Below are 12,383 nucleotides of genomic sequence, written 5' to 3'. Positions count from 1 at the left end.
ACTATGTTTAATAAAAACCCTTTATCAATTCATTCTCTTTGATTTGTATCAATGTAATTTTCTTAAATAAAGCCTTTGAAACCAACAAGCTAAACCTATACTATAGCGCCTGGATATATTAGGGGATGCTTAACAAATGTTTAATTATTAATTATCAGTGAATTAATAATTAACTCAGTTATTTAACATCTCTTGTTTAATTTTAACTTTTGCGCTTTATGCTAATCCGAATAAGTTAGGATTCAGATTATTGCTTGGTTAAAATTGCCTAATAATAGTTCTTGAAAATAGATATTTAATTATTTTTTTGAACGCAGCATGGATTGCCGCTAGAAATTTCTTCTATCAAACACTCCACGATGCTGTTTTGGGTAATTTAACTCTCAATGATGAGTCACTATTTATCTGGACTGGTATGGAATTGAACCTGTGTCTAGGAAGACACCCAAGGAGTTCTTATGATAGATGTCGTTGATCTGTCGCGACTGCAATTCGCGTTGACAGCAATGTACCACTTCCTATTTGTACCACTTACTTTAGGTCTAGCCTTCCTGCTTGCAATCATGGAATCCGTTTACGTGATGACAGGTAAGCAGATTTATAAGGATATGACTAAATTTTGGGGTAAGTTATTTGGTATTAACTTTGCCCTCGGTGTTGCAACCGGCCTGACCATGGAGTTCCAGTTCGGAACTAACTGGGCGTACTATTCTCACTATGTCGGCGATATTTTTGGCGCACCTCTTGCCATTGAAGCCCTAGTAGCCTTTTTCTTAGAATCCACTTTTGTTGGTCTATTCTTCTTCGGTTGGGAGCGTCTGTCTAAACGCCAGCACTTAGTAGTGACTTGGCTAGTAGCATTAGGTTCTAACTTCTCTGCACTGTGGATTTTGATTGCCAACGGTTGGATGCAACATCCAGTGGGTGCAGAATTTAACTTTGAAACCATGCGTATGGAAATGGTGAGCTTTGCTGATGTTGTATTCAACCCAGTTGCTCAAGTTAAATTTGTCCATACTGTGGCATCAGGTTACACCACAGGTGCAATGTTCGTTCTTGGTATCAGTTCTTACTACCTATTGAAAGGCCGTGATGTGGCGTTTGCTCGTCGTTCATTTGCTATTGCAGCCTCTTTTGGTATGGCTGCCATCCTTTCGGTAATCGTACTAGGCGATGAGTCTGGTTACGAGTTAGGTGACGTGCAGAAAGTGAAGTTGGCCGCAATTGAAGCTGAATGGCACACTGAGCCAGCACCAGCTGCCTTTACTGCATTTGGTATTCCAAACCAAGAAACTATGGAAACCGATTACGCGCTTAAGATCCCATATGTAATGGGTATCGTGGCAACTCGTTCAACGGATACTCAGGTAACGGGTTTACGCGATCTTCGTGAACAGCACGTTGATCGTATTCGTAATGGTATGTACGCCTATGAACTGCTTGAAAAACTGCGCGCAGGGGATCGCTCTGCCGAAAACAAAGCCGCATTTGACGAAGTAAAACATGACCTTGGTTATGGTTTATTGCTGAAACGCTACACCGATAAAGTAGTGGATGCGACTGAAACTCAAATCCAAGCGGCTGCGGATGATTCAATCCCAACAGTTTGGCCTCTATTCTGGTCATTCCGTTTAATGGTGGGTTGTGGATTCATCATGCTGTTCGTCTTTGGCATGTCTTTCTTGCAAACTTGCCGTCAAAAAATCGAACAAAAACCTTGGTTACTTAAAGCCGCTCTATGGAGTATTCCACTGCCGTGGATTGCCATTGAAGCCGGTTGGTTTGTGGCCGAATTTGGACGTCAGCCTTGGGCAGTAGGTGAAATCTTGCCGGTTCACGTGGCAGCGTCATCACTCACGATTGGTCAATTATGGGCATCGCTAGCCGCTATATTAGCGCTGTACACAGTGTTCTTGATTGCTGAAGTGTATCTAATGGTGAAATTCTCTCGCAAGGGACCAAGTAGCTTGAAGACAGGTCGCTATCATTTCGAACAACAAGACAATGATGAAGCGAAAGCAAAAATCGATCGTCAAGTTGAAGCATAATAAGGGAGCGAAATTATGTTTGAATATGAAGTTTTAAGATTTATATGGTGGTTGCTAGTTGGCATATTGTTTGTTGGCTTTGCTGTGACCGATGGATTTGACCTAGGGGTTGGCGCATTAGTGCCTATCATCGGTAAATCAGACAGCGAACGTCGCGTGATGATCAACAGTATTGCGCCGCACTGGGATGGCAACCAAGTTTGGTTGGTTACCGCTGGTGGCGCACTATTTGCGGCATGGCCAACAGTGTACGCCACGTCATTCTCTGGCTTTTACTTTGCGATGATCTTGACCCTAGCGGCATTGTGGCTTCGTCCACTGGGCTTGGATTACCGTTCAAAGATCGAAGATCCAAAATGGCGCAGCAGCTGGGATATCGCTATTTCCATCAGTGGTTTCGTACCGCCAATTATCTTCGGTGTAGCGTTTGGTAACCTATTACAAGGACTGCCATTCCAGCTAAACGAATTTATGATGTCTAGCTATCATGGTTCATTCTTTGGTCTGTTAAACCCATTTGCACTGCTTTGTGGTTTAGTTAGCTTGTCGATGATCATTTTGCAAGGTGCAACATGGCTACAGATGAAGACCACTACCGAAGTGCATGCTCGCTCACGTAAAGTGGCGCAGCTAACCGGTATTACTACTGCGTTGCTGTTTGTCATCGCTGGTTACTTCATCCATGGTATGGACGGCTATGTCATTACTAGCCAAATGGACCACAACGCTGCATCTAACCCTCTTAATAAAGAAGTGGTGCTAGAGGCGGGTGCTTGGTTGAACAACTTTGCTGAATACCCAGCATTATGGGCTGCGCCAATTATCGGTGTATTGATGCCGTTACTGGCTGTGATTGCTTCACGCTGTGAAAAAGGCTTTGTGGCATTCTTGTTCTCAAGCTTGGCTTGTGCGGGCATTATCTTTACCGCAGGCTTGTCTATGTTCCCGTTCATCATGCCTTCAAGCTTGAACCCTTCACAGAGCTTAACTATGTGGGATTCAACTTCAAGTGAACTGACTATGAATATTATGACGGCGGTTGCTTTTGTCATGGTGCCAGTGATTTTGGCTTACACCAGCTGGACTTACTACAAAATGTTTGGTCGCATCGATGCTAAATTCATCGAAGAAAACAAGAATTCACTTTACTAAGAAGGGATAAAGTATGTGGTATTTTGCTTGGATATTGGGTGTGTTGCTAGCGTGTGCTTTCGGCATCATCAATGCTCTATGGCTAGAGCACACAGAAATGATGGATAAAGACAAGCAAGACTAAGTCTTTACCGTTTCTAAAGAAGGTCAGAGTTGGGTTTTCCACTCTGACCTTTTTTGTATAATTTTATTACTAGGCGCAATAAACATCCCTAGTAGGAATGGATGCCTGTATAATCGGGCGTCATTATTTTATGGGTGATTAGTTGGGCGCAAAGGCACAAGTTCAGATTGAAAATTGAACTTTCTATATCGGAAACACTCTGAATTGGTTAAATAATATGGCAGACCAGTCAATTTTTGCTCAGTTAGACCGCGAAATTGCTGCATGTATCAAAAAAAGAGTGTTGCATAAAAAATAAAGCGATACATTGTGTATATTACAGGCGAGAAAATCAGGGACCTAGACGATGCCAACAGCCGAAAAAACGCTATTTCGCTGGCCGATACGAATTTACTACGAAGATACTGATGCAGGTGGGATAGTCTACCACTCAAATTATCTGAAGTACTTTGAGCGGGCACGCACTGAAATGTTACGAGTGATTGGTGTGTCGCAAGAGGTTCTTTTACAACAGGAATTGGGTTTTGTTGTTCGACATATGGATATCGATTTTTTGCAAGGCGCAAAACTCGACCAAGAGTTGACAGTACTAACACATATTTCTCAAATTAAGCGTGCTTCTCTCGATTTTTGTCAAGAGATAGTCAATCTAGAAGGCAGAGTATTGTGCAAAGCTACGGTTAAGGTAGCATGTATCAATACCGCTAAAATGAGGCCTCAGGCCATACCCAGTTTCATGATCACGGAGTTATCGTAAAGTGTCCGCAGAAATCAATTTTATTGATCTTATTCTAGAAGCAAGCCTGCTGGTTCAGTTGGTTATGCTAACTTTGGTTGGTATGTCGATAGCCTCTTGGGCGATGATTATCAGTCGTAGCAAGGTTATCTCTGCCGCTTATGCTCACACTGAGCGTTTTGAAGATAAGTTTTGGTCTGGTAAAGATCTTGGCAAGCTTTATCACGAAGTGAAAGCGCGCAAAGGCAGTTTATCTGGCATTGAAGAGATTTTTTACTCAGGCTTTACTGAGTTTGCTCGTCTTCGCCGCACTAACGCTAACTCTCCAGACTTCATTATGGAAGGGACTGGCCGAGCGATGCGCGTATCGGTGGCAAGAGAAGTCGACAACCTAGAAACAAACTTGCCATTTTTGGCCACGGTCGGCTCTATCAGCCCGTACATCGGTTTGTTTGGTACGGTATGGGGCATCATGCATGCCTTTATTGCTCTTGGTCAGGTAAAGCAAGCGACGCTTGCCATGGTTGCACCAGGTATTGCAGAAGCATTGATAGCAACGGCTATGGGTCTATTTGCAGCGATTCCAGCGGTAATGTTTTATAACCGTTTAAGTAATCGCGTGGGTAAACTTGAGCATTCATACGCAACTTTCTCTGAAGAGTTCCATGCTATTTTGCACCGTCAAGCAATGAGCGAAAGGGACTAATTAATGGCGGGTTATCAACCTAAAAAACGTAAGATGACTGCCGAGATCAACGTGGTACCTTATATCGACGTGATGTTGGTACTACTGATTATCTTTATGGTGACTTCTCCATTTGTCACCCAAGGTGTCGACGTTGATCTGCCTAAGACGCATAGCGCCACGCCAGCCTCAGAGCTTGCCGGAGACAGTGAAGCCAGTTTTATCATTATTGAGATAAACTCTAAAGGCGAGCTTGGTTTGAGTGTTAACGACCAAGAGATGCAACGTGGCATGAGCCTGCAAGATATTGTGGTGCGAGTAAAAGCAGAAAGAGCACTTTCTCCAAACTCTCCAGTTGCAGTGGGTGGCGATGCCGCTACTCCATACTCAGATGTGGTTCTAGTTCTCGATGAATTAAGCCAAGCAGGTATTGCGAAAGTTGGCCTGTTAACGGATATCAAGGAATAGAATCCAGTAGCCGATGAAACAAGATAAGAAGTTCATGAAATCACTTGTCATATCACTAGCAATTCACTTATTGCTAGTGATTGCTTTGATTTGGGGCACAAAATTTAATATGTCAAAGCCTGAGCCTAAACCGAATATGGTTGAGGCGGTGGTGATTGACCCTAATGTGATTCACCAGCAAGCGCGCCAAATTCGTCAGCAGCGAGAAGCGGCGGAAAAAGCCGAGCAGCAGCGTATTCGTAAGTTGCGTGAGCAAAGTGAACAATTGGAAAAAAATCGCAAAGCAGAAGAGAAACGTATTCGTCGCTTAGCGGAGCAAAAAGCGCAAGCAGAAAAGAAAGCCCGCGAAGCGGAAAAACAGCGTCAACTTAAAGAGCGTCAACGCAAAGAAGAAGAGCAGCGCGCGAAAGTAGCTAAAGCTGAGCGTTTAAAGAAAGAGCAAGCGGCTAAAAAGGCTGAAGCGCAGCGAGCTGCGAAAGTAAAAGCGGCCGCTGAAGCGAAAAAGAAAGCCGCCAAAGCTGAAGCTGACCGACTTGCCAAAGAGAAAGCGGCTAAGGCTGCTGCGGAAAAAGCGCGTCAAGCCGAGCAGAAAAAAATAGCTCAGCAGAAAGCAGCCAAAGAAGCAGCGGAAAAGGCGAAAAAAGAGAAAGCACGTTTAGCGCAACTTGAGAAAGAGCGTAAAGAGAAAGAAGCGGCGCTGAATGATATTTTCTCTGGTCTTGAAGCGGAAGCGGCGAGCAACTCTAGCGCCCGCAGTCGCGCCATTACCGATGAAGTTTCGCGTATGGGCGAAGTGTACAAACAGATGATTCAACGAGAGTTGTTGTTAGATGACTCTTTTAAAGGCAAAGAGTGTAAGGTCAATTTACGCTTGATCCAAGCTGGTAGCACCTTCATGGTTAGCGACCTTAAAACGCTTTCGGGTGACTCAAGCTTATGTCGAGCGGCAAAAACAGCCGTATCAAAAGTGGCTAGCTTTCCGCTACCAAAAGATAAAGCGGCCATTGATAAACTCAAGAATATTAACTTAACCGTTGCACCTGAATAAGGAAACCCCGGTGATTAAACGATTATTAGTAAGTTTAGTAATGATGTGCAGTTTGGGCGTATCCGTTGCCCATGCTTCACTTGAATTAGTGATTACTGAGGGCGTGAACTCTGCGCGTCCCATTGGCATAGTGCCATTTAAATGGGCTGGGCCGGGTAAACTTCCACACGATGTTTCGGCTGTGATTGCCTCCGATCTACAGCGCAGTGGTAAATTTAGCCCAATCCCAACTAACCAAATGCCACAAACACCTTATCAAGATAAGGATGTGAATTATTCGGCATGGACAGCAATGGGTGTGGATGCGCTGTTAACCGGCACAATTACTGACGCAGGGGATGGCAAATACCGCGTACAGTACAAACTGATTGATGTAGTGCGCGGCGCACTAACCAATGGTCAGTCTAAATCACTGCAAGACGGCAAATTAGTGCTTTCGAAAGATCACATCTTATTTAATAAGCAAGCCACAGTGCCAGGGCCACGTTTACGCGAGTACGCTCACAGAATTTCAGATTTAGTGTACGAGCAATTAACGGGCGATCGCGGCGCATTTTTAACTCGCATCGCTTACGTAGTGGTTAATGATAAAGACAGCTACCCGTATCAGCTTAGAATCGCAGACTACGACGGTTACAATGAACGCTTAGTGTTACGTTCTAAACAGCCGCTAATGTCCCCATCTTGGTCACCAGATGGTCGACAACTTGCTTATGTCAGTTTTCAAAGCGGACACTCAGAAATTTACTTAATGAATATCTATACTGGCAAAAGAGAGAAGCTAACGTCATTCCCTCGTCACAATGGTGCGCCAGTATTCTCCCCTGATGGGAAGTCTTTGGCTTTAACACTCTCTAAAACCGGTAGTCTGCAAGTGTATACAATGGACTTGGCGACTAAAAAGCTAAAACAAATTACTCGTGGTCGCGCAAATAATACTGAACCATTTTGGCACCCAGATGGTAAATCGCTAATATTCACTTCTGACAGGGGTGGTAAGCCTCAGATTTATCAAGTAAATTTAGCGAGCGGCGCAAGTAAGAGGTTGACTTGGCAAGGTAACCAAAACTTGGGTGGTCAAATTACGCCAGATGGACGTTTCATGATTATGGTGAATCAATCTCGTTCAGGCTTTAATTTGGCAAAACAAGATTTGGAGACTGGCGCAGTTCAAGTGTTAACAAAAACACTACTAGACGAGTCTCCGAGCATAGCTCCGAATGGAGGAATGGTGATATACAGCTCGATGTATAACAAAAATAATGTACTATCAATGGTTTCTATTGATGGGCGTTTTAAAGCCAGACTACCAGCAACCAATGGGCGTGTAAGAGCACCCGCTTGGTCACCGTTTTTGTAATCGTTTCGCAACAACGTTACTTTTTATACAATAAGGAAAATTTATAATGCAACTTAATAAAGTTTTGAAAGGACTGCTAATCGCACTTCCTGTACTGGCTGTTACAGCTTGTAGTTCATCTGACGATGCTACGGATGCATCAGATGCACAACAAACAACTAACCAAGAAACTCAACAAGCTACGCCAGCAGAAACTACAGATACTACAGTAGTATCTCCAATGACTGATGAGCAAAAATTGGCTGAAGAACGTGAAGTTGCTGAAAAAGCACTGCGTGAAAACACCACTCTTTACTTCGCATACGATAACTCTGCAATCAGCTCTGAGTACGAAGAAATGCTTTCAGCTCACGCTAAATTCCTAAGCGAAAACCCAGACGTTAAAGTGTCTATCGAAGGTCACGCTGATGAGCGCGGTACTCCTGAGTACAACATCGCACTAGGCGAGCGTCGTGCTAACGCAGTATCTAACTACCTACAAGCTTCTGGCGTTCAAGCTGACCAAATCTCTATCGTAAGCTACGGTGAAGAGAAGCCTCTAGTTCTAGGTCAAACTGAAGAAGCGTACGCGAAAAACCGTCGTGCGGTTCTAGTTTACTAATCTTAGGAAGACGTAAACATGATCAGTAACTATAAGCGAGCAGTTGCGCTTACGTTACTAGCAAGTGCGGCGAGTGTTTCATTCGCCGCACCAGCTCCCGTTCCTGATCTCAACTCTAGCAGTGTCTCGACGTCAAAATCTTCCACTGCCTCTAAAGAAACTGAGACACAACGTCTGGAGCGTTTGCTTAGAAACAGCAACCGAGTTCAAGCTAATTTGCAACAACAAGTCGACGGTTTGTCGATGGATTTAAGCCAATTACACGGTGAACTTGAAAGAAGCACGCACGAAAGAGAACAACTTGTCGAAAGACAAAAAGAATTGTTTATTGAGTTAGACCGTATTCGCACCGAATTAGTCGAACTTAAAAAAGCCCCAGCTCAGCCAGCTCAAGCTGCGCCAGAAGGAAAGTACTCTTCTAACCAAGGTGAACAGCAGGCTTATCAAAGCGCCGTGGATCTTATTCTAAAAAATAAAGACTATGACGCCGCCACCGTTGCCCTAGAACAGTTCAAGAAAGACTTCCCTGAATCGGTTTATTCGGCCAACGCTAGCTATTGGCTAGGACAGCTCTACTTCTCGAAAAAGAATGATGTAGAGTCAGCCAAGGCATTTGCTGCCGTGGTTGCACACGAGAAGTCGAACAAACGTGCTGATGCACTGGTTAAGCTTGGTGATATTGCTACGCGTAATAACAGTGCCAGCGCCGCGAAGAAATACTATCAACAAGCGATTGATGAGTATCCAAACACCGCGTCCGCCAGTTCAGCTCAGCAAAAATTGTCGAAACTGAAATAATCATAAATTGATTAGTAAAAGCTCAACTTTTTAGTTGGGCTTTTTTGCTTTTGGCAACCAGACTCAAAGCAGTGTACAATGCCCTGAGTTAGAGGAAGTTGCCCGAGCATTGCAATGAGCCAAATATTAGAAACAGCACCAACAATATACCCATTCCCTCCGAAACCTGTTCCATTGAGCGAAGATCAAAAGCAGGCTTATAAGGAGAGCATCAAAACGCTTCTTAAAGAAAAAGACGCGGTCTTGATTGCCCATTACTATACCGATCCAGAGATCCAAGCCCTAGCAGAAGAAACCGGCGGTTTTGTCGGCGACTCACTAGAGATGGCTAAATTTGGTAATCGTCACTCTGCAAAAACTTTGATTATCGCAGGTGTACGTTTCATGGGAGAGTCTGCCAAGATCTTAACCCCAGAAAAAACCATCTTGATGCCAACCCTAAAAGCGGAATGTTCTCTTGACTTAGGTTGTCCTGAAGACGCATTTACTCAGTTTTGTGACGAACACCCTGACCATACGGTTGTAGTTTACGCAAACACCTCAGCGGCGGTTAAAGCGCGCGCTGATTGGGTAGTAACGTCCAGTATCGCCTTAGAAATCGTCGAGCACTTGGATGCAGAAGGTACGCCAATCATTTGGGGACCAGACCGTCACTTAGGCTCTTACATTGCCAATCAAACTGGCGCAGAGATGCTACTGTGGAATGGCGAATGTGTGGTCCATGATGAGTTTTCTGCCAAAGCACTAAGAGACATGAAAGCGGTTTACTCAGATGCGGCAATTCTTGTGCACCCTGAGTCACCTGCTAGCGTAGTTGCACTTGCCGATGCTGTCGGTTCAACCAGCCAGCTGATCAAAGCGGCCAAAGAGCTTCCACAAACGCAATTAATTGTTGCTACCGACAAAGGCATCTTCTTTAAGATGCAGCAACTTGTGCCAGAGAAAGAGCTGATTGAAGCGCCAACTGCAGGCGCAGGTGCAACCTGTCGTAGCTGTGCGCATTGCCCGTGGATGGCGATGAACGGCCTAAAAGCCATTGAATCGGCACTTAAATTTGGTGGCGCTGATCACGAGATCTTTGTCGACGAAGAAGTTCGTGTTAAATCACTGATTCCACTCAATCGCATGCTAGATTTTGCTGAGCAGCTGAACATTAAGGTGAAAGGTAACGCTTAGTAGTTACTACGCTTACTGGCACTGAATACAAAAAACCTCGACGCACAGCGCCGAGGTTTTTTATTTATATAAGTTTTGATGTACGGCTTAAAAAATTACTGCTCAGAAGCCAGTACAGCGCCGCGCTGAGTTAATCCACACAACATCATAGGCACAGCATTAAAGATCTCTACAAACTGATCTAAGCCGTTCATGCCTTCTTCTGACAAGGTCGCCAGTGAAGTCTCAGGATCGTAAAGCATACTGATAGAAAGCAATACACCACCAAGCAAAGCATTGTCTTGGCTATTTTCGGGCATCAGCGTTTGCCAATCGTCCTGCGCCAACTGCCAGCCTTGTAGCAAACCTTCACAAAACTCTTTAGTCGCTTCAGTCACAATCTCTTGATCGTTCAAGCCACACTCAATAGGCCACTGCCAAGAGTCGTCAAACAGAGCAGGGCGGGTAGCATTCCAAGAACCCACTACCGCCTCTAAATACGCTTCTAACTGCTCACCATCGCTAAAAGGTGCCGTTTCTTCGCCACCCCATAAATACGCCACCCACTGCGAGGGATCAAGCACATGAGGTGCAGCCGCAACAGCAGTAATAAACCCAAGAGTTTGATGATAAGGAAGAAGGCGGTCTTCCAGCTCAGGTTGAGCAATAATCTGTGCTAAATCCAAAATATTCGTCCAAATAAAGGTTTTCGCCATTGTATCAAGCCTTACCCAACAACTGGAACGCTAATTAGTAGCAAAAGCATCAATTTCCAACGAACTAGACAATAATTGTCCAAACAGACCAAAACTAAACAAAAACACCCCAAATCTACTTGACCAACCGCCCACAAATCATTAAATTAGCGCCTCGTTGACTGACACAGTCAACCCAATCAAATTCGGTGAGTTGTCCGAGTGGCTGAAGGAGCACGCCTGGAAAGCGTGTATACGGCAACGTATCGAGAGTTCGAATCTCTCACTCACCGCCACATTTAAGAAAAAAGACGTCCTAGGACGTCTTTTTTTGTGTCTAGAATATAGGAAAAACAATTATTTATAATTAAAGCCCATCCAAATATGCCCATCCCTATTTAATGAATTTTTGTATGTTAAAGTACATGCTATGCCTCTAAAACGGCGAAACAATAAGCATATCTACTCGAAAAGACGCTGACATTATTTAAGTTAAAACTAGTTGCAGTATCGTCTATTTAAGACTTGGTAGATAAAACTACCATGTACGACAGCAACTTGATTTATCAACCAGGACGATGAAGTTCCTGATTATTTTTATATTTAAAAAACTAAATACGGTTTTAGCTCGTCAAAATTCCCCACAATAATCTGCTGACCTTTTGGGTTCGAATCCAACACGTTGACATCGATGTTATAAGTATCAAGTACATAGCGTACTAATGCGCCATTGGTTGGTATCCTGAGCACACTATTGTCCATACCGTAGTCTTGGGCAACGATAGCGGTCTGACCTTCATTCAGTCTAGGGTCTGGTATTAACTCGATAGTTACTGAAGTATTCCATAAGTCATCGTCGGCTTTTCCCATTACACTTTTGGCTTCAAGGCTTGGAACGCCTCTTATTCGGCTCAACACAAAGTCTCTGTAGCCATCAGAGTGTTCACAATAGGCTCGGGCGTGCCAGCGTAGTGGAGTGCAAACAAGGGTGTGAGGAGAAATTATTCGCTCTGCTTTAGTGCCATCTTTGAGCGATGTGTAGCTTATATCGACACGTTTTTTCTCTCTGATGGCTTGGACTATAGGACGGAGTATCTCCGGTGCGATGTTTCGTGTGACGGGCTTGATCATAGTGGTCCTATCAAACCCCAATTCGAGTTCTTTAAATGTGATGTTCATATCTTCACTTCTCGAAAGAATGTGCAAATATTCATCAGCATGACCACTCGTTAGCTTTGGAACAAAGCTAGCACTGGGCTTGTAGCCTTTCAGCTGTTTATCATAAACAAGGCTTCCTGGTGCAATATTGGTCAGATAAGTGTTGATGTCTTTCGAAGCTTGCTGACGACCAATACCAAAGCTCTTAATCAAATGATTAGTTGTTAATCGACCTTCCCACAGGGCGATGACTTCTATCATTCTGTAGCGGAATAGTAGATCCCAACGTATTGGCCATTTACTCATCATCTAACTCCTGTCTATTTTTGCGACATGTGTATGTAATCAGTATTTA

Annotated in this window: 13 protein-coding genes and 1 tRNA gene; 12 read left to right on the top strand and 2 right to left on the bottom strand. The window is 44.1% G+C overall.

The window, feature by feature from the left end; genetic code table 11:
- Nucleotides 1–458 precede the first annotated feature (458 nt).
- The 11 genes from cydA to nadA all read left to right on the top strand — a co-directional run bounded on the left by cydA (nt 459) and on the right by nadA (nt 10,196).
- Nucleotides 459–2,048 (top strand): cytochrome ubiquinol oxidase subunit I, encoded by a 1,590-nt coding sequence (gene cydA, locus QV280_RS07705; RefSeq protein WP_023403635.1) that lies wholly within the window; start codon nt 459–461, stop codon nt 2,046–2,048.
- Nucleotides 2,049–2,063: 15 nt separating this feature from the next.
- The gene (gene cydB / locus QV280_RS07700) at nt 2,064–3,200 is read left to right on the top strand and encodes a cytochrome d ubiquinol oxidase subunit II (RefSeq protein ID WP_152819764.1); all 1,137 of its coding nucleotides are present in this window, start codon (nt 2,064–2,066) and stop codon (nt 3,198–3,200) included.
- 13 nt (nt 3,201–3,213) lie between these two features.
- On the top strand, nt 3,214–3,324 hold the full coding sequence (gene cydX, locus QV280_RS07695) for a cytochrome bd-I oxidase subunit CydX (RefSeq protein WP_017032438.1): 111 nt from the start codon (nt 3,214–3,216) through the stop codon (nt 3,322–3,324).
- 346 nt (nt 3,325–3,670) lie between these two features.
- Nucleotides 3,671–4,081, top strand: a complete 411-nt coding sequence (gene ybgC / locus QV280_RS07690; protein ID WP_152819765.1) for a tol-pal system-associated acyl-CoA thioesterase — start codon at nt 3,671–3,673, stop codon at nt 4,079–4,081.
- 1 nt (nt 4,082) lies between these two features.
- On the top strand, nt 4,083–4,766 hold the full coding sequence (tolQ, locus tag QV280_RS07685; protein ID WP_023403638.1) for a protein TolQ: 684 nt from the start codon (nt 4,083–4,085) through the stop codon (nt 4,764–4,766).
- A gap of 3 nt (nt 4,767–4,769) precedes the next feature.
- The gene (tolR, locus tag QV280_RS07680; protein WP_152819766.1) at nt 4,770–5,213 is read left to right on the top strand and encodes a protein TolR; all 444 of its coding nucleotides are present in this window, start codon (nt 4,770–4,772) and stop codon (nt 5,211–5,213) included.
- Between the two features lie 13 nt (nt 5,214–5,226).
- Entirely contained in the window at nt 5,227–6,261 is a 1,035-nt protein-coding gene (tolA, locus tag QV280_RS07675; protein WP_152819767.1) for a cell envelope integrity protein TolA, read from the top strand.
- A 10-nt stretch (nt 6,262–6,271) separates the two neighbouring features.
- Complete coding sequence (gene tolB / locus QV280_RS07670) at nt 6,272–7,621, top strand: Tol-Pal system beta propeller repeat protein TolB (RefSeq protein WP_367869527.1); 1,350 nt, start codon at nt 6,272–6,274, stop codon at nt 7,619–7,621.
- A gap of 46 nt (nt 7,622–7,667) precedes the next feature.
- Nucleotides 7,668–8,222 carry a peptidoglycan-associated lipoprotein Pal gene (gene pal, locus QV280_RS07665; protein WP_152819768.1) on the top strand — a complete coding sequence of 185 codons (555 nt, stop codon included), beginning with the start codon at nt 7,668–7,670 and terminating at the stop codon, nt 8,220–8,222.
- Between the two features lie 18 nt (nt 8,223–8,240).
- A complete protein-coding gene (gene ybgF, locus QV280_RS07660) occupies nt 8,241–9,020 on the top strand; it encodes a tol-pal system protein YbgF (protein WP_152819769.1) in 780 nt (259 codons plus the stop codon).
- 114 nt (nt 9,021–9,134) lie between these two features.
- Entirely contained in the window at nt 9,135–10,196 is a 1,062-nt protein-coding gene (nadA, locus tag QV280_RS07655; protein ID WP_152819770.1) for a quinolinate synthase NadA, read from the top strand.
- Nucleotides 10,197–10,291: 95 nt separating this feature from the next.
- Here the strand turns inward: nadA and QV280_RS07650 are convergent, their stop codons facing one another.
- The gene (locus QV280_RS07650) at nt 10,292–10,891 is read right to left on the bottom strand and encodes a UPF0149 family protein (RefSeq protein WP_390625215.1); all 600 of its coding nucleotides are present in this window, start codon (nt 10,889–10,891) and stop codon (nt 10,292–10,294) included.
- A 187-nt stretch (nt 10,892–11,078) separates the two neighbouring features.
- On the opposite strand from QV280_RS07650, the gene QV280_RS07645 reads away from it, so the two are divergent.
- Nucleotides 11,079–11,166: transfer RNA gene (locus QV280_RS07645), tRNA-Ser, on the top strand.
- Between the two features lie 307 nt (nt 11,167–11,473).
- On the opposite strand, the gene QV280_RS07640 is transcribed toward QV280_RS07645, so the two are convergent.
- Complete coding sequence (locus QV280_RS07640; RefSeq protein WP_152819957.1) at nt 11,474–12,334, bottom strand: helix-turn-helix transcriptional regulator; 861 nt, start codon at nt 12,332–12,334, stop codon at nt 11,474–11,476.
- Nucleotides 12,335–12,383: the final 49 nt, after the last annotated feature.

This window comes from Vibrio sp. B1Z05 (assembly GCF_052955985.1).
The sequence above is the reverse complement of the archived record's forward strand: the minus strand, read 5'-3'. Positions and strand labels throughout refer to the sequence as shown.

What these genes read in the sequence shown, in the direction of transcription:
- tolR (WP_152819766.1), top strand. Translation starts at nt 4,770, where the DNA reads ATGGCGGGTTATCAACCTAAAAAACGTAAGATGACTGCCGAGATCAAC.
- cydB (WP_152819764.1), top strand. Translation starts at nt 2,064, where the DNA reads ATGTTTGAATATGAAGTTTTAAGATTTATATGGTGGTTGCTAGTTGGC.
- nadA (WP_152819770.1), top strand. Translation starts at nt 9,135, where the DNA reads ATGAGCCAAATATTAGAAACAGCACCAACAATATACCCATTCCCTCCG.
- ybgC (WP_152819765.1), top strand. Translation starts at nt 3,671, where the DNA reads ATGCCAACAGCCGAAAAAACGCTATTTCGCTGGCCGATACGAATTTAC.
- QV280_RS07650 (WP_390625215.1), bottom strand. Translation starts at nt 10,891, where the DNA reads ATGGCGAAAACCTTTATTTGGACGAATATTTTGGATTTAGCACAGATT.
- cydX (WP_017032438.1), top strand. Translation starts at nt 3,214, where the DNA reads ATGTGGTATTTTGCTTGGATATTGGGTGTGTTGCTAGCGTGTGCTTTC.
- tolA (WP_152819767.1), top strand. Translation starts at nt 5,227, where the DNA reads ATGAAACAAGATAAGAAGTTCATGAAATCACTTGTCATATCACTAGCA.
- cydA (WP_023403635.1), top strand. Translation starts at nt 459, where the DNA reads ATGATAGATGTCGTTGATCTGTCGCGACTGCAATTCGCGTTGACAGCA.
- pal (WP_152819768.1), top strand. Translation starts at nt 7,668, where the DNA reads ATGCAACTTAATAAAGTTTTGAAAGGACTGCTAATCGCACTTCCTGTA.
- ybgF (WP_152819769.1), top strand. Translation starts at nt 8,241, where the DNA reads ATGATCAGTAACTATAAGCGAGCAGTTGCGCTTACGTTACTAGCAAGT.
- QV280_RS07640 (WP_152819957.1), bottom strand. Translation starts at nt 12,334, where the DNA reads ATGAGTAAATGGCCAATACGTTGGGATCTACTATTCCGCTACAGAATG.